This is a genomic window from Halomonas sp. ISL-56, assembly GCF_018612805.1.
GTDB lineage: Bacteria > Pseudomonadota > Gammaproteobacteria > Pseudomonadales > Halomonadaceae > Vreelandella.
Genome location: NZ_JAGGRO010000011.1, coordinates 156,818 through 180,053, shown reverse-complemented (window position 1 = coordinate 180,053; position 23,236 = coordinate 156,818). Strand labels below are relative to the sequence as shown.

General features: G+C 57.3%; 13 protein-coding genes. 4 read left to right on the top strand and 9 right to left on the bottom strand.

Going from position 1 to position 23,236, the window contains the following annotated elements; translation table 11 throughout:
• Positions 1–21 precede the first annotated feature (21 nt).
• The 6 genes from J7J49_RS08715 to J7J49_RS08690 form a co-directional block, all read right to left on the bottom strand.
• On the bottom strand, positions 22–1,059 hold the full coding sequence (locus J7J49_RS08715) for a FecCD family ABC transporter permease (protein ID WP_215091835.1): 1,038 nt from the start codon (positions 1,057–1,059) through the stop codon (positions 22–24).
• Positions 1,056–2,060: a FecCD family ABC transporter permease gene (locus J7J49_RS08710; protein WP_215091833.1), complete on the bottom strand. Its 1,005-nt coding sequence runs from the start codon at positions 2,058–2,060 to the stop codon at positions 1,056–1,058. The genes J7J49_RS08715 and J7J49_RS08710 overlap by 4 nt, the downstream gene beginning before the upstream one ends.
• A complete protein-coding gene (locus tag J7J49_RS08705; protein ID WP_215091831.1) occupies positions 2,054–3,007 on the bottom strand; it encodes an ABC transporter substrate-binding protein in 954 nt (317 codons plus the stop codon). Before J7J49_RS08705 ends, J7J49_RS08710 begins: the two co-directional genes overlap by 7 nt.
• Positions 3,008–3,079: 72 nt before the next feature.
• Positions 3,080–3,415 (bottom strand): AzlD domain-containing protein, encoded by a 336-nt coding sequence (locus J7J49_RS08700; RefSeq protein WP_064234409.1) that lies wholly within the window; start codon positions 3,413–3,415, stop codon positions 3,080–3,082.
• Positions 3,412–4,134, bottom strand: a complete 723-nt coding sequence (locus J7J49_RS08695; protein WP_215091829.1) for an AzlC family ABC transporter permease — start codon at positions 4,132–4,134, stop codon at positions 3,412–3,414. Before J7J49_RS08695 ends, J7J49_RS08700 begins: the two co-directional genes overlap by 4 nt.
• On the bottom strand, positions 4,131–4,661 hold the full coding sequence (locus J7J49_RS08690) for a helix-turn-helix domain-containing protein (protein WP_040481074.1): 531 nt from the start codon (positions 4,659–4,661) through the stop codon (positions 4,131–4,133). The genes J7J49_RS08695 and J7J49_RS08690 overlap by 4 nt, the downstream gene beginning before the upstream one ends.
• 202 nt (positions 4,662–4,863) lie before the next feature.
• Between J7J49_RS08690 and J7J49_RS08685 the strand changes: the two genes are divergently transcribed.
• Positions 4,864–6,168, top strand: a complete 1,305-nt coding sequence (locus J7J49_RS08685) for an MFS transporter (protein ID WP_215091827.1) — start codon at positions 4,864–4,866, stop codon at positions 6,166–6,168.
• A 119-nt stretch (positions 6,169–6,287) separates the two neighbouring features.
• On the opposite strand, the gene sstT is transcribed toward J7J49_RS08685, so the two are convergent.
• The 3 genes from sstT to J7J49_RS08670 form a co-directional block, all read right to left on the bottom strand.
• Positions 6,288–7,511, bottom strand: a complete 1,224-nt coding sequence (gene sstT / locus J7J49_RS08680) for a serine/threonine transporter SstT (protein ID WP_215091825.1) — start codon at positions 7,509–7,511, stop codon at positions 6,288–6,290.
• Between the two features lie 262 nt (positions 7,512–7,773).
• Positions 7,774–8,082: a hypothetical protein gene (locus J7J49_RS08675; RefSeq protein ID WP_215091823.1), complete on the bottom strand. Its 309-nt coding sequence runs from the start codon at positions 8,080–8,082 to the stop codon at positions 7,774–7,776.
• Positions 8,083–8,227: 145 nt separating this feature from the next.
• Positions 8,228–16,909 carry a glycoside hydrolase family 94 protein gene (locus J7J49_RS08670; protein WP_215091821.1) on the bottom strand — a complete coding sequence of 2,894 codons (8,682 nt, stop codon included), beginning with the start codon at positions 16,907–16,909 and terminating at the stop codon, positions 8,228–8,230.
• Positions 16,910–17,232: 323 nt separating this feature from the next.
• Between J7J49_RS08670 and J7J49_RS08665 the strand changes: the two genes are divergently transcribed.
• The 3 genes from J7J49_RS08665 (at position 17,233) to J7J49_RS08655 (ending at position 23,197) form a co-directional block, all read left to right on the top strand.
• Positions 17,233–18,864: a DASS family sodium-coupled anion symporter gene (locus tag J7J49_RS08665; RefSeq protein ID WP_064234454.1), complete on the top strand. Its 1,632-nt coding sequence runs from the start codon at positions 17,233–17,235 to the stop codon at positions 18,862–18,864.
• 125 nt (positions 18,865–18,989) lie between these two features.
• Entirely contained in the window at positions 18,990–20,135 is a 1,146-nt protein-coding gene (locus J7J49_RS08660; RefSeq protein WP_215091819.1) for an exonuclease SbcCD subunit D, read from the top strand.
• Positions 20,132–23,197 carry an SbcC/MukB-like Walker B domain-containing protein gene (locus J7J49_RS08655; RefSeq protein ID WP_215091817.1) on the top strand — a complete coding sequence of 1,022 codons (3,066 nt, stop codon included), beginning with the start codon at positions 20,132–20,134 and terminating at the stop codon, positions 23,195–23,197. The genes J7J49_RS08660 and J7J49_RS08655 overlap by 4 nt, the downstream gene beginning before the upstream one ends.
• Positions 23,198–23,236 lie beyond the last annotated feature (39 nt).

Below are 23,236 nucleotides of genomic sequence, written 5' to 3'. Positions count from 1 at the left end.
GCTTTTTTTCGTCAACAGGCCCTAGAAGCGAGCTCGCGATCTATGCAACAAATAGACAAAAAAGGGCGCGCCTATCCCGGCAACGAAAATGCCCGCAGGCAGATCTTTGGGTAAAAAGGCCACTCGGCCCAGTAGGTCGGCATAAAGCACAATCAACGCGCCGACCAGCGCTGATGCGGGCACCAAGCGTGCCATATTGCGCCCCACCAGCCTAGCTGCCAGGTGGGGGGCAATTAACCCCACAAAGCTTAAGCCTCCTGCAAACGCCACGGCGGCACCGGCCAGTACCACGCTGCAGGCCAGCAATACTAATCGACTGTGTAGAATCGCCACCCCGAGCCCTTCGGCAACGGCGTCGCCTAGTGCCATGGCGTCTGCATGGCGGGCGAAGGCTAGGCTGATCGGCACCGCGACGACTAGCCACGGCAATAGACCGCGAACATCGTCCCATTGTGCAGCGTAAAGGCTGCCAGTGAGCCAGACATAGGCGGTCATGGCGGCGGAGTCATCGCTGATCACGATTAACAGCGTAGTTCCTGCGCCCATGGCCGCTGCAAGGCCAATGCCGACCAGTACTATCCGCGATGGGCTGATGCCGCCTTTCCAGGCGAGGCTGACCACCAGCAATGCTGACACCAGCGCCCCTAGCATGGCCGCCACGGGCAGCCAGTTGATGCTAAAGGTGGTGCTCAATAGCGCTAAAAACAGCACCGCCGCCAGCGCTGCGCCGCTGGTAATGCCGATCACGTCTGGAGAGGCCAGCGGGTTGCGTACAATGCTTTGTAGAATTGCCCCCGCCATCGCCAGGGCGGCACCAACCAGTATAGCCAGAAGAATTCTGGGCAGCCTTAACTCCCAAATGATAAAAGCGATATCGCTACGTTGTGGCGCGGCGAGGGCGTGTAGCACCTGGGTGAATGATGTAGGAAAGCTGCCTAAGCAGAGCGACAGCCCGACGCTGGCGACTAATAAAATGCTTAGCATTATTAAGCTGCGCAGTAAGCGGTTACTGTCGCTCTGCGCCTTGCTATCGAGGGTTAATGTTGCCGTTTGTCTCATTGGCCTACCATCTTGCGTCGCGCCAAGTAGATAAAGAAGGGCGTGCCGATCAGCGCCGTCATTACACCCACCGGTATCTCCTGGGGAGGCATTAAAAAGCGCGAGCCCAGGTCAGCCAACAGCAATAAACAGGCACCCAGCAGGGCGCAGGCAGGCAGCAGCCAGCGGTGGTCAATGCCAAACAGCCCCCGCGCCATGTGAGGCACAATCAAACCCACAAACCCAATCATGCCCGCTAGCGCCACGGAGCTACCCGCCAGCACAATCACAATCAACCCGAGCAGCAGCTTGATAGTGGTGGCCTGCATACCAAGTCCGGTGACCATATCATCGCCCAGTAACAGCGCATTGGCGTGGCGGACGAGCAGTGCGCTAAGTAAAAGCGCCCCGCCGAAGAGCGGCAGTAAGGGCGCTACCAATGAAAGATCGCGTCCTGACACCGAACCCGCCAGCCAGTAGAGCACGCTTTCAAAACTTTGCTGATCGACCACCAGCAGCCCTTGGCTGAACGACACAAACATCGCCGTTACCGCCACTCCTGCCAGCACAACCCGCAGTGGGGAGAGCTCACCGTGGCGACCGCGGCTAAGTACCACCACTAGTACGGCAGCGACAAGTGCGCCCAAAAGCGCGGCCCATACGTAGTGGGCGGGGGTATGCAGAGGTAAAAGTGACACCGCGACCACGACAAAAAACATCGCGCCAGCGTTAATGCCCAAAATTCCCGGCGAAGCCAGCGGGTTACGCGTCATGGTCTGCATCAGTGCCCCGGCAATCGCCAGGCTGGCGCCCACCAGTGCGGCGATCACCGCGCGGGGTAAGCGCTCGGTTAGCAGAATAATATGGGCGATATTGGTCGGGTCGTAATGGGCTAGCGAGCCGAACAGAGACGATAGGGCGATCTCCGTTGTGCCTAACATGACGCTGGCAAAAAAGGCGCCCAGTGCCACCAGCGCCCCCAACAGCAGGCCAATACTTTTCGCGGCGGCGCTGTTCAGCATGAGAGTTCCTCGCCGCGGTTTGGCAAGGGAGCATGGCAAGCTAATTCATAGTGGCTATAGAGATCATCCAGCATGACGTTGGCCGCTAATATGCCGCCGCCCATCATCCAACTGACAGGCTCCACTTCAAATATGCGCCCGCTTTGTACCGCTGAAAGCTGTTGCCAGAGAGGGTGGGAGGCCCAGTGCTGGTAATTATCTGCAATAGCGGGGTCATCCGGCTCAAGCAGAATAAAGATAACATCGGCATCTAGCACCGGAATGTTTTCAGTACTGGACAGCTTCATTCCCCAGCTCTGGCTTTGCAGTGTATCCGGTTGCTCAAAGCCCAACTCATTTAGAATCGAGCCTGCAAAGCCGCTGGTATAGATGCGCACGTGGTCGGCTTTAAACCGCACAACGGCCACTTTTTGCGGCCACTCGCTGCCTAGCCTGGCGGCAATCTGCTGACGAAAGTCGGCGACACGATCATTCCATTGCTGAAGCAGCTCATTCGCCTGCGCTTCGCGGCCAGTGGCATTAGCCACCATTGTGAGCGTGGTTTTAAAGTTAGATACCGTAGGGGCAGATACCGTGGGGGCGATAGCATCGAGTAGCGGCGCTATTCGCGCATGGCGAAAGTCGCTGGCAATCACCAGGTCAGGCTTCAGCCAGGCAATCTTTTCCAGGTTGGGTTGGGTTTCCAGCCCCACGTGCTCGACGCCATCAAGCGGATCACGCAGGTAGCGGTACATGGGCTTTTCCAACCAGGAGTCGACCACGCCAATCGGCGTCAGCCCAAGTGCCACGGCGCTGTCGGTGGCGCCCTGGTAAAGTGTCACAATGCGCGGCGAGTCAGGGGGGCTGTGTAGCGGGTTGGCGGTCAACATCGCGGGCGTTAGCGCCGCCAGCGTTATCAGCAACACACGCATTAAAACCTTTTTGCCATGGGTGTGTGCTTTTAACATTAAGGTCACTTTACGACTGCCCTGGAGTGAAAAGTCAGGATGATGGCATGGCGTAAAAGCTAATGCAAAGCATTACCAAATGAGGGCCGCGACCTCCACCAACCCAAACACCCCAACTCCAGCAGCGACCGGCCAGCCCAATGAGCGCACCCGCGACCACACCAGCAGCGTAACGGCAAGCCCGATGGCGGTGGCGATCCAGGAAACAGCGTTGGGGTTAACCGGCACAATGGACACCCCCAGCACGGCGGCAATCATCAGCGGGCCAAGAATACCCAACCACTGTGGCATATTATTAAGGCCGGTCGTGCTGTTGAGTCGTCGCTGCATCCATAAAAAAGGCACGACTCGCATCAGCAGGGTGCCAAGGGCTGAAACCGCTACCGCTAGCCAAAGTGCGCTGCTCATTGCTCACACCTCTTGTTTTGGAATTTCAGCATATAGAAGCACAGCGCACCGCAAGCAGCCGCGAGGGGAATCGCCACATTGCTCCAGCCGACCAGCGTTAAACCGAGTGCGGCCAGAATGGTGCAGCCCATGGCCACGGCCCAGCGCTTATCGGTAAAGCGTGGTGCCACCATGGTCAGAAATAGCGCGGGCAGGGCGAAGGGCATAATCTCACCCAGCAGCGGCCAGCGGGCGGTAAACGCTTCCCCGGCGGTAGCGCCCACCGCGGTACCGATTATCCAGGCGCCCCAGGCCAACAGCGATGCACCCACAAACCAACTAAAGCGCTTAGCCTCGGGCAATTGGGGTAGCCGGGTTAAGGCCAGGGCAAATACCTGGTCGGTGAGGCCGTGCATTAACCAGGGCCAGTGGCGGCTGCTCGGCAGTAGCCCCGCCAGGTTAGGGCCGTACACCACATGGCGGACGTTAATCAGCAGCGTCATCGCCACCACCAACCACAGCGGTGCGCCGGTGGCGATCATCCCGACAAACAGAAACTGCGAGGCCCCGGCGTAAATCAACGCTGAAATAGCCGTGGCCTCCAGCGTGCTAAAGCCTGCTTGGGTGGCGACCAAGCCAAACGACAGCGCCACCGGAATGTAGCCGCCGAGCAGCGGAATGGCTTCGCGCACGCCCTGTAGTGCGCTACGCAGTGGAGAGTGGCTGGCAACTTGGTTCATGAAGTTTGGCCTTCTGCACCGTAGGTGATGGTCATTATCAACGTGGCCTCCGCTGCTTGGGTGCGATAAAGGTGTGGCTGGTCGGCGGGGAAGGTCACGGTATTCCCCGGGGTTAGCTGCGTGGTGGCACCTTCTGGCCCCGCTTCCAGCCAGCCGCTAATTAGCGTAAGCGATTCGCGGGTGCCCGGTGTATGGGCTTCAGCATGACGCAACGTATGCGGCGCGCAGCGCATCCAGTAGGCATCCACCTGGGGTGAATCTTTGCCTTGATCAATTAAGCGCACCTGCACACCGTCTTCGCCCAGAGGCACGCTGATGGGTGCCACCAGGGTGCCGAAGGGCACATTGAGCTGCACCGCCAACCGCCAAATGGTATCGATAGTGGGATTACCGTTGCCTTGCTCCAAGCGACACAGGTTGGACTTGGCGATGCCCGCTTCATTGGCTAATTGAGAAAGCGACCAGCCTCGCTCAAGGCGAAGTGCTTGAAGGTGCTGGCCCAGCGTGTTGAGTGAGAGTTTATCCATGAGGCTTCCCGCCGTTCTTTATATAGAACGTTCTATATAAAGAACGCATGCCTGTCAATGATATCGCCTGTCAATAATCTTGCTTGCTAACGCAATGGCCTGTTGTCGATGTGGCGTTTTCGGCAAGTGGCATCTTTTATGCATCGACTTAATGTAGTTAAGAAGGTTAACGACGTTAGCAAGTCTGCTACGAGGAAGCGCGATGCGTTCATTGGCAATGCTCCAACCGGTTAAATCGATTCTGAGAAGTGTGGCGCTATTGTTGCTAGGCAATGGCTTGCTCAACACGCTGCTCACCCTGCGCGGCACAATGGAAGGCTTTTCTAGCGCGGTGTTGGGGTTAATTATGTCAGGCTATTTTGTCGGCTTTATTTGCGGCACCTGGGTGAGCGGACGATTAATTCGGCGGATGGGCCACATTCGTACCTTTGGGTTTTGCGCCTCAATTTGTTCTTCAGTGGCGCTTTTACACCTGGTGTTTATTGACCCGTGGGTATGGCTGCCTTTGAGAGTGGTCTATGGGCTATCGTTTATCACCTTAATTACCGTGATCGAAAGTTGGTTAAATAGCCAAGCCGCGAGCCACGAGCGCGGGCGTATTTTTGCGGTGTATATGGTGGTCAACTTAGGCGCTTTGGCCCTCGCCCAGCAGTTGCTGAGGCTCTCTTCACCGCAAGGTTTTTTACTCTTTGTGGTGATCGCCATTTTGATCAGTTGGGCGCTGTTACCCATTACCCTGACCCGTCGCGTTCAGCCTAAAATCCCAGAGCGGCCCAAAAGCAGCCTACGTTCATTGCTGGGCTTCGCGCCGCTGGCAGTGGCTTCTGCCGCGTTATCGGGGCTTGCTATGGGGGCGTTCTGGTCGATGACCCCGGTTTACGCGACCCAGTTAGGGTTTGATATTGGCGGCGTAGGGCTGGTGATGAGCGTAGCGATTATTGGCGGCGCGCTGCTGCAGATACCTATCGGGCGCTTCTCGGATAAGCATGACCGCCCCAGGGTGATGACCTGGGTGGTACTGCTCGCGGCGTTGATTGCCGCGGCCATGCCCTTTGCGCCCAGCCACGAGGTGCTGCTGGGGCTGTATTTTATCTGGGGCGGTTTGGCGTTTTCGCTTTATCCGCTGGCGGTGGCGCAGTTGATCGACCAATTGCATCCGGATGAAATTGTTTCCGGCTCGGCGGATATGCTGGTAATGCACGGGGCAGGCTGTGCCGTCGCGCCGATCGCAGCGGGGTCACTGATGACCGCAGTCGGTGGCCACGGCCTGCCGATCTATATCGCCTGTGTGTTTACCCTGTTGGGCATTTACGCCATTTATCGTCGTCGCCACGTAACGGCCTTGATTACTCATACGGCTCACTTTGAACCAATGGTACAAAGTAGTGCAGGGGCACTAGAAATGATCTTCAATGATACCCAGCGCGACCTGTTCGATGACCCGAGCTTTTATGAGGAGGATGAGCGTGAGCGGTTGACGACTCTTCTCAAGCCAACCAATAGTTAATGCGAAAGCGCCCAGGGGAAGGGCTGATATAGGAGGAGTGGCTGTTATAAGAAGCCACTCCCCAGGGTGAATGGTAAAAAGGTGAAGGGTTAAAAGGTGAAGGCTTAAAAGCTGAACGGTTAAGCGCGCTTACCTTCTTGCGCCTGACAAGCGGCGGCGGTGAACAGTACATCGGTGGAGGAGTTAAGCGCGGTTTCGGTGGCGTCCTGTACCACGCTGATCACAAAGCCAATCGCCACCGCCTGCATAGCTACTTCTGTGGGAATGCCAAACAGGTTAGCGGCCATGGGAATCAGCATTAGCGAGCCGCCCGCCACGCCGGAAACACCGCAGGCCGCCAGCGCTGACACCACGCACAAAAGCAGCGCCGTGGCAAAATCAACGCTAATACCCAGTGTGTGCGTGGTGGCCAGGGTAATGACGGTAATGGTGATGGCCGCACCGCACATATTGATCGTCGCGCCCAGTGGAATGGATATCGAGTAGGTGTCAGGGTCAAGCTTCAGGCGGCGACAAAGCTCAAGGTTGACCGGAATATTCGCTGCCGAGCTGCGGGTGAAAAAGGCGGTAATCGCACTGCCCCGCAGGCAGGTAAATACCAGTGGATATGGGTTTTGCCGGGTGGTGAGGTAGACCAACAGTGGATTGCTCACTAGCGCCACAAACAGCATACAGCCCACAATCACACCCAGCAGTTGGGCGTAGTTAAGCAGCGCCGCAACGCCTGATTCTGCCAGCGTGCCTGCCACCAAACCAAAGATACCCAGCGGCGCTAAACGAATCACCAGCGTCACAATGCGGGTGACCGCCGCGGATAAGTCGCTTAACGCTTGGCGGGTGGTATCGCTTGCTTGGCGCAGCGCCAAACCTAGGCCGATGGCCCAGGCCAGAATAGCGATAAAGTTGGCTTCCATCAGTGCGCTAACCGGGTTGGCCACCGCATTTAACAGCAGATCGCGCAGAACGCTAAAAATATCGCCGGGCGGGTTTCCGTCAATTTGGCCTGCATTCAATGAGAGTTCGGTGGGAAACAGAAAGCTGGCCGCCACGGCAATTAACGCCGCGATCAGCGTGCCTACCACATATAGCACCAGCACGGGGCGAATGTGGGTTGGCTGGCCTTTTTGGTGAGCAGAAATCGCTGCGGCTACCAGCACAAATACCAAAATGGGAGCTACCGCCTGCAAAGCGGCGATAAACAGCTGGCCAAGCAAGGCCACATCGCTGGCAAGGCCCGGCGCAAATAGGGCGAGCGCTACCCCGGCAACAATACCGATTAAAATCTGCGGGATAAGGCCCAGCCGTAAAAGTGGCCGGAATACTGCGTGGGCGGTGGCGATCATTGCGGAACTCTCAGGTAGTCAAAAGTGGGGTGGCATTAGGGCGGTGGGCCGCTAACGCGCCTGAAGGGGGCAGTATTCTATCAGCTGATGCCTGCCTCCGTTACGCTGATATTCGCTTAGTCGATGAGATGGCTATTTCGAGGGTTAGCGAAGGCACGCCAAATTGATTCAATAAAAATGCCCCTACCGCTTAAGCAGGCAGGGGCTGATCGATGAAGTTGTCTGCACTAACAAGCTAACCGAGCTGTGCTGATTTTGACGACTAGGCCGCTACGACCTCGAGAGTCGCTGGGGCGGTTTTGGGCGACTTGCCGATGCTGTCGTCTAGTGAACTGTTGGCAGCCATTTCCGCATACCCGCGTCGGGTTAATGCAAGCACCTCGTGTGAAGTGCCCCACTTCATCAGCATCTCATCCAGCAATTGTTCGGCTTTTTCAGCTTGGCCCCAGCGGGTGAGCAGTTGGGCGATGGCGTAATCGCACTCGGGGGTATCGAACAGTTCATCCTTGATGTCTTGAATGGCGATTTGAAGACCCGCCTTGGAAAGGTCGTTTGATGTTTCGCTATGCATATCACGGCTCCGTGTGATTGCTAATGGGACGATGGTTAATCTGAGATAACCGTCTGAATGTAAATAGCACGCTTAGCGTGCCAAGTTGAGACTAATATAGCCGTGAGTCAGAAGCAAATGTGAAAAATGGCTGACAAACAGTTAGTTAACATGGGTTATGTGATCGATGAATAAACACCTCAAGCTGGTGGTGTTGGCCATCCAATGGGACACGTACCTCTCCTTGCTGGAGGCTGAGGTGACAACCATCAAGTTGCGCGTTAAGCGCCTTATCGGTGGTGATGACCTTAACCGCGTAGTGCGTGGCGGCAATGGCCAGCGTTGCGCTAAACCCTGGCCAGTCGTGGGGAAGGCAGGGAGCGATTACCAGCCAGCCACCTTCCCGACGAATACCCAGAATACCCTCAATACCGGCGCGGTACATCCAGCCCGCTGAGCCCGTATACCATGTCCAGCCGCCGCGGCCAGTATGAGGTGCAACTGAGTAAACATCGGCGGCCACTACATAGGGTTCAACGTGATAACGGGCCGCGCTTTCCGGCGTGCGTGAATGGTTGATGGGGTTGAGTAGCGAGAAAAGCTGGTGTGCCTTATCGCCTTCGCCTAATTTGGCAAAGGCCAGGATGGCCCACATCGCCGCGTGGCTATATTGTCCGCCGTTTTCGCGCATTCCCGGCGGGTAGCCGCTGATATAGCCAGGGTCGCGCTGGGGCTGATCGAAGGGCGGCCAGAACAGTAGCGCCAGTTGCTCATCGTGCTTGATCAACTCGCGCTCAAGAGAGTGCATGGCGAGCGCCGCCCGGTGGGGCTCAGCCGCGCCAGAAAGCACCGCCCATGTCTGGGCAATCGAATCAATTTGGCACGCGTCGCTCTCTTTGCTGCCCAGCCAGCTGCCATCATCGAAGGTCGCTCGGCGGTACCACTGGCCGTCCCAGGCGTTGCTTTCCAGCGCAATACGCAACGCCGTTGCGTGGGCGCGCCAACGCTCGGCGCGTGATGCTGGCGGCTTTTTATAAGCTGAAGGCTCTTTAAACGCTGAAGGCTCTTTATAAGCGGAAGGCTCTGAATGTTCACGCGATTGGGCAAAAGGTAGAAACAGCTCCAGTGTATGCAGTAGCAGCCAGCCTAGCCACACGCTTTCGCCTTTACCCGCTTCGCCAACGCGGTTCATTCCGTCGTTCCAATCGCCGCCACCGATTAGCGGCAAGCCGAGTTCGCCCGTCAACTCAATGCTCTGATCTAAGCCACGGGCGCAGTGCTCAAACAGCGAGGCGGTTTCTGCTGCCATCATCGGTTGGAAAAAACTGTCGTGCTCGCCAGGGGCTAATTCAGCGCCTTCCAGAAAGCTTACCGATTCATCCAGCACGGCGGCATCGTGGGTGGTGGCGATATAACGAGCGCAGGCATAGGCCAGCCACACCCGGTCATCGGAAATGCGTGTACGCACCCCTTGGCCGGAGTGGGGCAGCCACCAGTGCTGCACATCGCCTTCAATAAACTGGCGGGAGGCGGCGCGCAGTAAATGCTCGCGAGTGGTTTCGGGGCTGGTGAAGGTTAATGCCATACCGTCCTGCAACTGGTCGCGGAAGCCATAGGCGCCGCTGGCTTGGTAAAAACCTGAGCGCGCGGTGATCCGGCAGGCAATGGTTTGGTACATCAACCAGCCGTTGAGCATGATGTCCATGGCGCGGTCAGGGGTGGTCACTTGTACCGCGTTAAGCTGCGTTTGCCAGTGGGCAGTCACTATGGCGAGTTCGGCGTCAATATCCGCCTCGCGGTAACGCGCAATCAGTGTTTTTGCCTCGGCAGTGGAACTGCTCTGACCCATTAATACGACGATATCGACGCTTTCACCGGCCGCTAGCGTTACGCTACGGTTAAGCGCGGCGCAAGGATCCAACCCCGCACCGTGGGCGCCGGAAAACAAGGCGTGGCTGCGTAGCCCCGCGGGCGCTGCCAAGCTGCCACCGAAGCCGATAAATTCGCATCGATCAGCCGTCCACGAGGTTGGGTGGGTACCGATATCCAGAAACGCTACACGGCCTGGGAAATTCATATTCCAGGGGTTCTCGACCAGCAGCGCGCCGCTATCGGCATCAGGGTGTGAGATAAGAAAAGGCGCCGAGCCGCTGCGCGAAGTACCCAGCACCCACTCGGCATAAGCCGTCACGGAGAGCTTGCGTGGCCGCCCGGAGTGATTGGTAAGGCGTAGCCGTGAAATTCGAAGCGGAGCCTCTAACGGCACGAAGTGCAGCAGCGCCAGGGTAATTCCATCCGCTTGATGCTCGAACTGGCTATAGCCGAAGCCGTGCCGCGCTATGTAGCGGCCATGATCCCGTAAAGGGCGGGCCGTGGCGGTGAAGAGCGCCATCGACTCTTCATCGCGAACATAGATCACATCGCCACTCGGATCCATAACAGGGTCGTTTGACCAGGCTGTCAGCTGGTTTTCGCGGCTGTTATCCGCCCATACATAGCCCGCGCCTTCTGCTGACACCTGAAAGCCGAAGCCTGCGTTGGCGATCACGTTTATCCACGGCGCGGGCGTGGAACTCCCAGCCTCAAGTACCGTTACATACTCACGGCCATCCCGGGCAAAGCCGCCCAGCCCATTAAAAAACTCAAGTGCTGGGAGCGGCGTTTCACTGACATTGAGGGGGATGTGCTTGGGTAGGGGGCGTTTGATCAAGGAGTGGAGTGGCGTTGGTGCACGGAGTACGGGCAGCGTCAGGGCTAACTGGTTCGCTATGCTGCCGCGATGGGCCATTAACGCGACGCAGGCTATCGACTGAAGCTGTGTACGCACTTCCAAGCTCATCAGGTCGGCGCGTAGTGTTGTCACAGACCCCTGAGCGAAATCCTTTTTAAAACGAGGCTGGGCTTGGCTGCTAAGCACTGCGGTTTCAATGGCTTGCTGAAGATCCTGAATATAAGAGGAGGAGCGCTCATTGATAATCACCACATCCACGCCTAGCCGCTTCATACGCCAATATTCGTGGGCGCGCAGCAGTTGGCGTACCTGACCAATGTCATCAATGCTATCGATGCGCATCAGAATAATCGGCAGATCGCCGGAAATGCCATGTTGCCAGAGCCGCGACTGTGGCCCGGCACCGCGCTCAATGGCCTCGGCAGGGGCTCTAAAGCGGGCATCAGGGTAAAGAATCGGCGCGGCCAAGCGCTGAAAGTCAGCGGCTTCTTCAGGCTGAATGCCCAAATGGCGAAGCTGAACCTGTGCCTGAGTCCAGGCGAGGGTTTTAGCGCGCTCAAAAGCACTGCGGTCGTGATGTTTATCAATAAGATCCATCAGCGCTTCACGGGAGGGGGCGACGACAGTCCAGTAAGCGATTCGGGCGGCTTTGCCGGGGGCTACGCGCAGGCAGTAGCGCAGCGCAAAAATTGGATCCAGTACGCTACCCACACTGCCCGAAAGGTGTTGCCCCTCTGCTAACGCTGAGGCGTGCAGCATGCTTCGGCCGCAGCCTAAGAACTGGGCTCGGTCGGTCTCGAACTCTAGCTCGCCAATTATATCGCCTTCAACGACTGCAAAATGAGCCGCCCACACCTGCGCTTCATCGGGCGAGCGCCGCCGTCTTGTGGCGATCAATGCGTTGAAGGCTTCCAGATACTCGGTCACCACAAACATTTTTGCAAAGGCGGGGTGGGCATTGTCGGCATTCGGGCTGGTCAAGACTAATTCTGAATAGGAGGTAAGCGTGATGTCGCGGGCGTGGCGGCTGTTATTAGTGAGCGAGAGGTGGCGAACTTCGCTGTCGTCCTCGCCGGAAACCAGCACCTCCATATGACTGGTGATATCGTCGTGACGATGGCTGTAGCGGGCATAATCCTCGGCAAATATCGCGTAGCTATGGTCATCGTTTACCTCGGCGGGGTGTGCCGCCGTTTGTCCTGTGGCGGTCCACACGCCGGGGTGTTTGCTGTCGCGTAGAAAAATAAAGCTGCCTAAGTGGTCGCGGGTGGCGTCCGGCTGCCAGCGACTAATGGCAACGTTACGCCATCTGCTGTAGCCACCGCCGGTGGCCGTGAGCATCACCGAGTAGCAGCCGTTGGAGAGTAAGTGAGTAACAGGCGGGCCACTGGCCGTTGTTGACGCGCGGCGAATGGTTTGTGCCTCGTTTATTGTCTGACTGGCGGTGGATTTCACCTCTTCGGCGCGGGGGTGGGCAATCGCCACGTTACGAGGAACGCGCTCTTGAAGCAGCAGTTCGCTGGCTTGGATCATCGGTTCGCGGTGAAAACGGGCGCGCATCTGGCCATAATTCAAGGTATTGGCAATAGCGGCAATGGTCATGCCCTGGTGGTGGGCCATAAAGCTGCGCACAATCACCACGCTTTCCCCGGCGGGCAGCCGCGAACGAGTGAAATCGAGCGCTTCGTAGAAACCGTAGCGGCCCAGCGCTCCCATCTCCGTTAAGCGTTTGAAGTTGCGACAGGCGCCGCTGGGGTCAACCATGGCGGCTAACCCGGTAGCATAGGGCGCAATAACCAAGTCGGCAGACAACCCCCGTTTGAGACCCAAACCCGGCACCCCAAAATTAGAATATTGATAGGTAAACTCCATATCCCGGGCGTTATAGGCGGATTCAGAAATACCCCAGGGCGCGGAGAGCTGTGCGGCATAGGTCTCTTGACGCTTCACTATCAGCCGGTTGGTTTGCTCCAGCAGGCTGCCGCCCGGAGCGCGCATCACCAGCGACGGCATTAGGTATTCAAACATCGACCCCGACCAGGAGATCAGCGCTGAGCCAAAGGTAACGGGCGTGGCGGCACGTCCAAGTCTGAACCAGTGGCGGGTGGGAATATCACCTTTGGCAATGGCAAACAGGCTGGCCAGCCGTGCCTCGGAAGCCAGCAGGTCGTAGCAGCTGGTATCCAGGCAGTTTTCGTCAAGTGAATAACCAATCGACAACAGTTGGCGCTCGCGATTGAACAGGAACGCGAAATCCATGCCCAGTGCCAGGCGTCGCGCTGAATCCGCAAGCTGTTGCAGGCGCAAGGCGATTGCCCCCTTGGGTAGGCTTGGTGGGGGATTCCGGTCATGGCTGTGTTGAGCGACTGAGGTCTGTAACGCTTCCAGCCAAAACTGCAGATCTTCGCTATACGCGTCACTATGCGCACCAAGGGGCGTTCGCGCCTCGTCTAACGTGCTATCCATCAGTGCGGCGATATTTGCCAAGCATTCCAATGACATCACTTCGCCATTCAGCTGGGCGTCAATGGCTTCGAACTGCACACTCAATTGAACCGCTAATTTTTCCTGCAGCGTTGGAACCTGTTTGAGTGCCTGTCGGGCAAGGTGGAGCGTGTCGGCAATCCCCACACGTGGATCCGCTAGATAGCCTGTCGCCTGCCAGCTTTCGCAGGCATTGGCGATAACGATGAGATGCCCGGCGAGATTGCCGCTATCCACCGTTGATACATAGCGGGGGTTAAGCGGGCGCAGGTCGTGGGTGGCGTACCAGTTGTAAAAGTGACCCCTGTAGCGGGGGAGTCCCTGCATGACGGTTAGCGTTGCTTCTAATCGCTCAAGCGTCTCATGGGTGCCAATCCAGCCGAAGTCCCGCGCAGCCAGGGTGGAGAGTAGATAGAGCCCCATATTGGTTGGCGAGGTGCGCTGAGCGAGGGCGGGCTGGGGATCCTCTTGAAAGTTATCCGGCGGTAAGCAGCTATCTGTGGTGGTCACAAAGGTTTCGAAATAGCGCCAGGTTCGCCGTGCAATTGCTCGTAGCTCATGGGCTTCTTCTGCCGAAATGCTGGGTTGAACAACAACGCTTGTGCTGCTGCTCAGCCAAGATGCCACTGCCGGAGCAGCCAACCAGAGTAGCGCCATGGGCAGTGTGATTGGCCATGTGTGGCTGGCTGTCCAGAGTGCACTGATAGCCACCGCTAGCCCTAGTGCGGTGCCGGGCGCCATGCGTTGGTAGAATCCCAGCACCGTTAGTGGCGGGCTTTTCATCGACTGGGCGGCAGATGTCCATTCAAGCAGACGACGGTGGGTGATCAGCAAGCGAACTAAGGTTCTGGCAATGGCGTCCAGCATGCGCCACGCCTGGTCAGGCAAAAATATGATCAATAGCAGAATTTGCACGCTACCCAGCTTTAGTTCGTCAAACCAAAGGTGGTAGTGGTGGCGTAGCTTTGCCCATGCACGGAAGGGAACAAATGAGGCGGCCAAAGAGAGCAGTATCGGTGCGCCGACAACCGCCAGTAATAGCAGCGTACTGACGACGGCCATGCTAAGCGGTAATTGCCAACTGACGGCAAGGCTTGCCAGGACGAATGGTGGTAACACTGAGCGGCGCAGGTTGCCAAGCATTTTCAGTCGCCCGGTGAGCGGCAGTGCCGAGGCGATTAGCCAGGGGAGCAGCTGCCAATCGCCGCGTGTCCAGCGATGTTGGCGCTTGGCGGCCACGTCATAACGGGCCGGGAAGTCTTCAATCACTTCGATATCGGAGGCAAGCCCCGCACGGGCAAATACCCCTTCAAACAAATCGTGACTGAGCAGGGTGTTGTCGGGCACCCGGCCAACCAGTGATGTTTCAAAAGCGTCAACGTCGTAAATACCTTTACCGGCGAACGAGCCTTCGCCAACCAGATCCTGGTAGAGATCTGAGATAGCGGCGGCGTAAGGGTCGATACCCCCGGGTGCCGAGAATAGCCGCTGATAGATGGAGCCCTCCCCCCCCGTGGGCAGCGATGGCGTGACGCGAGGCTGCAATATCGCGTACCCCTCCACGACCCGGCGTAGCTTTAGATCCATACGTGGCTGGTTTAGCGGATGTGCCATTTTACCGATCAGTCGGCTTGCGGCGCCTCGGGGCAGGCGGGTGTCAGCGTCCAAAGTGATGACGTAGCGTACATCTCTGGGTAGTGGCGGTGGGTCGATAAAGGTGGTATCCGTTGCGCCACGTAGCAAGCGGTTTAGCTCATGTAGTTTGCCACGCTTACGCTCCCACCCCATCCAGGTGTTCTCGCTGGCGTTAAACACCCGCCGCCGGTAAAGCAGAAAGAAGCGTTTGTCGCTGCCTTGAGCTTGTGGACTGCCTGGAGCGTTTGGACTGCCCAGAGCGTGTAAACAGTAACGCTCATTTAACTGCTCAACCGCTGCGTAAGCAGCAGATAAAAGCGCTGCCTCGTGGGCTAATTCTGCTTGTGAGGCATCGACTCCATCAAGCAGTAGTGCGTAGGCTAACGCCCCCTCACCGCTGGATAAATGATGCACTTCAAGGCGCTCAATCTGTTCGTGCAGGTCTTCTTCGCTGGTCAGCAGCGTAGGCACCGCAATCAGTGTTCGTAGTTGGGTTGGAACGCCTTTGGAAAGGTCGAGGCCAGGCAGCGGCTGAGCATCGATAGAGTAGATAATCAGCCGGTTAACGATCAGCGTAGCCACTTCCATAATGGGTAGAAAGCCGAACACTCCCAGTAGCATCAGCCAGAATAACGGCATCTCGCCAATCACCAGCGGCAACGAAAGCAGCAGCACGCCCGCCAGCAGCATCAGGCTCAGCGTCACCGCGGCCATCATGACGATATAACTACGAATGCCGTGGTGAATGAGGGTGCGACGCAGGCGCTGACGAGAGGAGGGTTTAAACCCAATCTGGTGTTCAAGCGTTACACGACCTGAGCCAATTAAAAAATAGCCAGGGTCGCCCAGGCGGGCAGCTTCGATAGGATCGTCATTACTAGCCACGGCCTGGTCGGATAAACAGAGCGTCGACTCCACGATCTCAAGCTCGCTGTATTGAGAGCTTCGGGCGAGCTGTTCTACCGCACTGCGATACTGATTTCGGGTGGGGAAGTCGAGCTGGTCAAAGTTGCTCTGCTGGCGTAGCCGCTTATCCACCAAGCTGACACTCTCAAACAATTCGGCCCAGTCGATACTGGAAACAAAGCGCATGCTGGTAATGATATTGCGCACGCTAACATTGGCGGCACCTTGGCGCTGCTGGGCGTTTTGAACCATCTCGTCAATGGTGACACCCTGATGGCTAAGCTGCTCATCAAGCCAGCCTGCCAGGGGGCTGCTACGCGGGTCTAAGCCACGTAGTCGCTTGGCTAATTGTGCGGTGAAAGGTTCTGCTAGCGGCCCTGTGTAAACATTAAGGGTGCTGGTTTCAAGGTGAAAAGCATGGTGTGCCTGTGAGGTTTGCTGGTTGGTGGGCGTTAGCCACTTTGTCGCCAAAGCATCGGCTTCGTCTCTCGCTGTTTGTTCGCTGCTAATTTGGTCGGCAAGTCGGCGCAAGTTCTCAATCAGCACAATACGCAACGTGATTGCTACCGCCCATAGTTCGCCAATTGTCAGTGGCTGAGTGCGCTGATAAGCGGTGATAAAGTTCTGCAAATTCTCCAGGTCGATGTGGCTGTCGGTATGCGCCACAAAGGCCCAGGCAATGCCGAATACCCTTGGGTATCCCGCAAAAGGTCCATCGGCTAACTTCGGTAACTGGCGGTAGTAACCGGGGGGAAGGTCACTGCGTATCTCACGAATTTGAGCTTCAATCAGGTGGTAATTGTCGAGCAGCCAAGCGGCGGCAGGCACAATATCGCGGCCGTCTGCCAGCGCTGTCGCACTGTCGCGATAAACGGCCAATAGTGTTTTAGCGTTATCGTTGAGACGTCGTGTTAACGATACTACGTTGGGTGGCGTGCGAGTCACTGTTTGTCTAAGCGCCAAGCTGCCGGCGTGCTGTTCAAGCCGCTCTGCGCTAAAGAGCTCTTCCCTGACCGGGGCAGTAGCGTTCCACGGCGCTGCAAACGTAGGGTGCGGACGCACAAAACGGAGAAGATGTTTCACAGATTCCATCCTGGTGGCAGTGCGATTTTTAGCCGCACAGACGAAGTTTCCTTACCAGACAATGATCGTGCTGAGGGGGTAAGTCAGTTCGTTAGCGCACATTGCGCTTATTTAGCGGTTGCATTTGCTAATAGCTACAACCAAAGGCTGTTAGACTTTGGTTGTAATTGAGGGCAAATGACTGGACTAATTGCTTATTGCAGTTAATAAATGGCGCCAAAGAAGGTTCCGCGTTACCCATCGGGTGGCTTATTTACCTGGATGCCGACCCTCGATGTGTTCTTTTCACTCTGACCGTAAGTGGCGCAAATTGTATGCATAAAACTGCCCTGATGACGGTATGGGATCAGCTATGGCATTCCCACTACCAAGCCAAAAACCTATTGATGTGCGCGCTGCCAACGGGTGGGGCCGCCAATGCCGCGGCTTCCAATGCCAAGCGCAATCCTACCCCTCAACCTAAGCCGCCTGCCTATACGACTCCTCAGAAGATTGGCCTGCTGCTTGGCCCGCTGTTGTTCGCTTTTGTAGTGATGTTTTTTCACCCTGAAGACTTAAGCTTTGAAGGGCGCATGGTGCTCGCCACCACCCTGTGGGTAGCCGTATGGTGGATCACCGAAGCCATTCCTATACCCGCGACCTCGTTGCTGCCCATTGTGCTATTGCCGATAACCGGCGCGCTGGATGGCAATACGGTGACCGCTGCTTACGGTAATCCGATTATTTTCCTATTTCTAGGCGGTTTTATGATCGCGCTGGCAATGGAAAGGTGGGATCTACACAAGCGTATTGCGCTGTCGATTATTGCCGTGCTGGGCACCAGTATTAACAGTATTGTATTTGGCTTTATGGCCGCGACCGGCTTTTTGTCGATGTGGGTCTCCAACACCGCCTCGGTCATGATGATGCTGCCCATCGGTACCGCTATCGTGTACCAGGTTAGCCAAGAGCTGGCGAAAAGTGACGGCGACCACAGCGCCGAAATCGATAAGTTCAGCAAAGCGCTGATTTTTGGTATCGGCTACGGCGGTACCATTGGTGGTTTGGGCACGCTAATTGGTACCCCACCCAATATTATTCTTGCCGCGATTGTGAATCAGCTGTTTGGCATCGAGATTTCTTTTGCCGGTTGGCTTATGTTTGCTTTCCCTGTGGTAGTGGTGCTGCTGTTCAGCACTTGGCTACTACTGACGCGGGTGTTTTTCCGCATCGAATTTAGTCACCTGCCGGGTGGCAGAGAACTTATAAACAAAGAAAAAGCGGCCTTGGGTAACACCAGCTTCGAAGAAAAAGCGGTGCTGGCGGTTTTCTTGTTTGCGGCTTTTATGTGGATCACTCGCTCGTTCTTGTGGCAAGGCCAGATCATCAATATCCCTGGTATCAATGACACCATGATCGCGATTGTTGCCGCGCTACTGCTGTTTTTGATTCCTTCCAAAAATAAGGGTGGCTGCCTGCTGGGTTGGGATGTGGCGAAAGACGTTCCCTGGGGCATTCTGCTGCTGTTCGGGGGTGGTTTAGCGATCGCTGCAGGCTTCGGCTCTTCCGGCCTGGCAGAGTGGATTGGTGGGCAAATGAGCGTGCTGGAAGGCGCCAACTTCCTACTGGTCATCCTGCTGGCGACCGGGATGGTGCTGTTCTTAACCGAAATCACCTCGAATACCGCCACGGCGACCATGATTTTGCCGGTGTTGGCATCGCTGGCGTTGGCACTGGATATCCACCCCTTCGTGCTGATGGTGCCCGCCGCCATGGCCGCCAACTGTGCTTTTATGCTGCCAGTAGGTACTCCGCCCAACGCAATCATCTTCGCCACTGGCAAACTGAAAATTATCGAGATGGTGCGCACCGGCTTCTGGATCAACATCATCGCCATGTTGCTGATTGTGGCAGCAGTGTACTTCCTGCTGCCGGTCATGTGGGGCGTTGATCTCACTAGCTACCCTGACGCATTCCGTCGTTAATAGCGCCAACTCGTACTGATAGCCCTGCCTGCGTGCGGGGCTTTTTTGTGGGTAGATGGCGTTTTATAAGTAGATTGAGTGTCGGGTTGTTATCATGCCGCTACACACTTTTTGCTGAGCTTGTTATGCGTCTACTTCATACCGCCGATTGGCACTTGGGACGGCTGTTCCACAACCTTTCGTTGTTGGATGATCAGCGCCATGTGCTTGACCAACTTATTGAGATCATCGATCGCGAAAACGTCGATGCGGTGCTGATTGCGGGCGATATCTACGACCGCTCGGTACCCCCCTCGGCGGCGGTAACGCTGCTGGATGAGGTGCTCCACGCGCTCTGCGAGGAGCGTAAACTGCCGGTGATCATGATTTCGGGCAACCACGACGGTGCCGAGCGGCTTCGTTTCGGCGCGCGCCACCTCCGCCAAGCAGGGCTGCATATCCTTTCCGACTTAGCTGATTTTTACACACCCGTCACACTGACTATTGAAGGTGTTGAAGTCGATGTGTTCGGTATCCCCTACGCTGATCCCGAGCATGTGCGCAGCCAGTTCAACGTTGAGGTGCGCGATTTTGACGGTGCCCACCGCTATCTGGTTGAGCGCATTAGCGAGCAGCGCCACCCTACGCGCCCCTGTGTGTTGATGAGCCACTGCTTTGTGGATGGCGGCAGCGCTTCTGATTCCGAGCGCCCGCTGACCCTGGGCGGCGCCGAAAGCGTCGCCTGGGAGCCGATGCAAGGCTTTGATTACGTGGCGCTTGGCCATCTCCACGGCCCGCAGTATCGCGGCGGTGAGCATATCCGCTACAGCGGCTCGCTGCTCAAATACAGCTTTTCCGAAGCCAATCAGCGCAAAGGCGTCACGCTGGTGGATATCGACGCGTCCGGCGTCACCCAGATCGAACAGATCCCGCTGATACCCAGCCGTGAAGTGCGCGTATTAGAGGGCGAGATTGGTACCTTGATCGCCCAGGGGCGAACAGACCCACACGCCGATGACTACCTGCTGGTGCGGCTTACTGATCGCCACGCCATTCTCGACCCCATGGGCAAGCTGCGCGATGTGTATCCCAACGTACTGCATCTGGAGAAGCCCGGCATGCTGGACGCACGAGGTAAACAGCAGCTTGATCGCGACCGGCAGCGCTTTGATGCCCTGGATATGTTCAGCGACTTCTTTAATCAAACCAGCGGAGAAGCCATGAGCGAACAACAGGCAAGCGCCATGGCAGCGTTAATTACCCAACTGCAGCGCGATGAGGCCCAGCAATGACGCCATTAGTCCTCACCATGCAGGCGTTTGGGCCTTTTGCCGGTTCTGAAACTATCGATTTCACCGCGCTGGGTAGAAGCCCGCTGTTTCTGATTAACGGGCCTACCGGCGCCGGTAAAAGCTCGATTCTCGATGCGCTGTGTTTCGCGCTCTACGGCCAAACCACCGGCAATGAGCGCGACCCTACCCAGATGCGCTGCGACCAGGCCAATGCCACGCTGCTGACCGAAGTCACGCTGGATTTTCGCTTACGTGGCGTTGATTACCGGGTGCGTCGCGTGCCCCAGCAGGAGCGCCCCAAAGCGCGCGGCGAAGGCACCACCACCCATAACGCGGAAGCCCAGCTGTGGCGTTTGAACACGGAGGGTGAGCAGGAAACCTGCCTGGTAGCACGCAAGGTCAACGATGCCACCGCAGAACTGCAAACCCTGATCGGCCTGGATGCTAACCAGTTCCGTCAGGTCATGGTGCTACCCCAGGGGAAGTTTCGCGAGTTGCTGATAGCAGATTCAAAAGATCGCGAGAAAATCTTTTCTCAATTATTTCAAACGCAGATTTTTCAGCGTATTGAAGAGCGCCTGCGTACCCAGGCCAATCAAATCGAACGGGCGGTAAACGACCACCGCCAGCATATCAGCGGCATTCTCGCCGGTGGTGAGCTGGAAAGCGAAGCCGCACTAGCGCAAGAGCAAGAGGCGCTGACACCTCAGGTTGAACAGGCGCGGCTACGCTTTGATACCGCCCAGCAGCAGCGCCGTCAGGCCGAACAGCAGCGCGACGAAGCCCAGGCGCTGCAGCGCCAATTTGCGGCCCGGGAGTCGCTTGCGACGGATAAAGCTCGTCATCTTGAGCAGCAGGCCCACATAGAAAGCATTAAAGGGCGTTTAGCGCAAAGCGCCCGCGCTCAGGCGCTGCGCCCGCAGAGCACTGCGCTCGCCCAAGCGCAGCAGGCGTTAGCTGCCGCTCAAGCAGAGCAGCGCCAGGCGCAAGCCGGGTTAACCAGCCAGCGCACTAACGCAGAACAGGCGCAGCAAGCGCTAGAAGTGGCACGACAACGCCAGGCGGAACTCCCCGCGCTGCGGAATCGGTATCGCCAGTTGGGGGAGTTTATCCACAAAGGTCAGCAGTTAAGCGAGCTGCAGGCGCGTTTTCAAACGGCGCAGGCCGCCTGGCAACAAGCCGATGCTGCGCTAAAGCGCGATGAGGCCCAGCTAGAGAGTATTCGTCATCAAGGCGAAGCCATTGGCGTGAACCTTGAGCGTTTGCAGCTGGAGTTCCAGCAACTGGCCAGCGCCCCCGCGGAGCTAAGCCGCCATGCAAGCCTACTCAAGCAGCGCCAAGAGCTGGACGCGCTGACCCGGCAGGGGCGGGAATTAACCGTCCAACAGCAGCAGGCAACGGACGCACTCAGCCACCAGCAAAGCGAAGCAGCGCAAGCGCAGCGTCATGCCACAGAGCAGGAGATGCGCTGGCACCAGGGGCAGGCTGCACTGTTGGCGCTTAGCCTTGAAGTGGATGCCCCATGCCCGGTATGTGGCAGCCGTGACCACCCAGCTCCAGCGGCTCAAAACGCAGCTATCGTTACCCAAGCGCAGGTAGACACGGCGCGCGCTGCCCTGGAAAAAAGCCGACAGGCGCAGCAAGCCGCTGAACGTCATCACCATCAGCTCGCCCAGCAGATTAGCCACAACGCAGAGCAGATTCAGCGGCTTAGCCAGCATCTGGGCGAGTGGGCGAACCAAGCGCTCATGGAACTGCACAATGCCTGCGAAGAATTGCGTCGCCAAGCGCAGCGGCGGGAAAGCGTTGAGGGTGAAATTAGCCAGCAAACCGCTGCCCGTGACGCGCTGCGCCGGGAGTGGGGCGCGCTGGATAAGCAGCTGAAAGCCCAGCGGCCAGAAGTTGAAAAGTCTAAAGAAGAGGCGTTGCGTTTGGAGAGCCAGCGCGACCAGTTGAGTCAATCGCTGCCGGAAGAGGCCCGTGACCCAGAGGCCATGCGCCGAACCCTCGCCGAGCTGGAGCGTCAGATTGCACAGCTTGAAAAAGCCTGGGAGAGCGCTCAGCAGGCGCTATCGATCGCTCAAACCCAGCTGGCAAGGGCGGAAGAGCAGTTACGCGGCGCTAGCGAACGCGTCGAGCATCGCCAACAGGAGCAAGCGCAGGCGCAAACCGAGTGGCTAGCGGCGCTGCAGGCCAGCCCCTTCGAGGATGATGCGGCATTCCAGATGGCGCAGTTAAACGACACCCAGCAGCAAGAGCTGGCTCATCAAGTCGAAGCGTATCAACAGCGCCTGGCTGAACTGGAAGGCGCGCTGCAGAGTTATCAAACCCAGCTGGCGGATAAAACGCCGCCAGATCTCGCTGCGTTGACACAGGTAACCGAGGCTGCTCAAGCGGAAGAGAATACCCAGTTAGAGGCGTGGCGAACGCTTGACGGCAGGTTAACCACGCTCAAAGGCATTCACCAAAAGCTAGCCGCGGCCCACGCCGCCCAGGCCGAACTGGAAGCCCAGTACCAGCTGTGGGGCACGCTCAGTGAAGTCGCCAACGGCCGCACCGGGCATCGCATCAGTTTGCAGCGCTTTGTGTTGGGCGTGTTGCTGGATGACGTGTTGATTCAAGCCTCCGAGCGGCTGGTGCGTATGAGCCGCGGGCGCTATCAGTTGGTGCGCCGGGAAGATCCCTCAAAAGGCAATAAAGCGTCAGGCCTGGAGCTCGATGTAGCCGATACCTATACCGGCAAGAACCGTTCGGTGGCAACACTTTCCGGCGGCGAGTCATTTATGGCGGCGCTGTCGTTGGCGCTGGGGCTTTCGGATGTGGTGCAAGCGTATGCTGGCGGCATTCAGTTGGATACGCTATTTATCGATGAAGGCTTTGGTAGCCTTGATCAGGATGCTCTGGATCAAGCCATCGCCATGCTCAGCGAGCTGCAAATGGGCGGACGTATGATCGGAGTGATCTCTCATGTCAGCGAACTGAAAGAGCAAATGCCAGTCCGTATAGACGTGCGTGCCAGCCGACAAGGCAGCACGGTAGAAGTGAAGGGCGCGCTTCTTTAATGTCTGGAGGTTAGTTCATGCTGCGTTCATACAGCATGT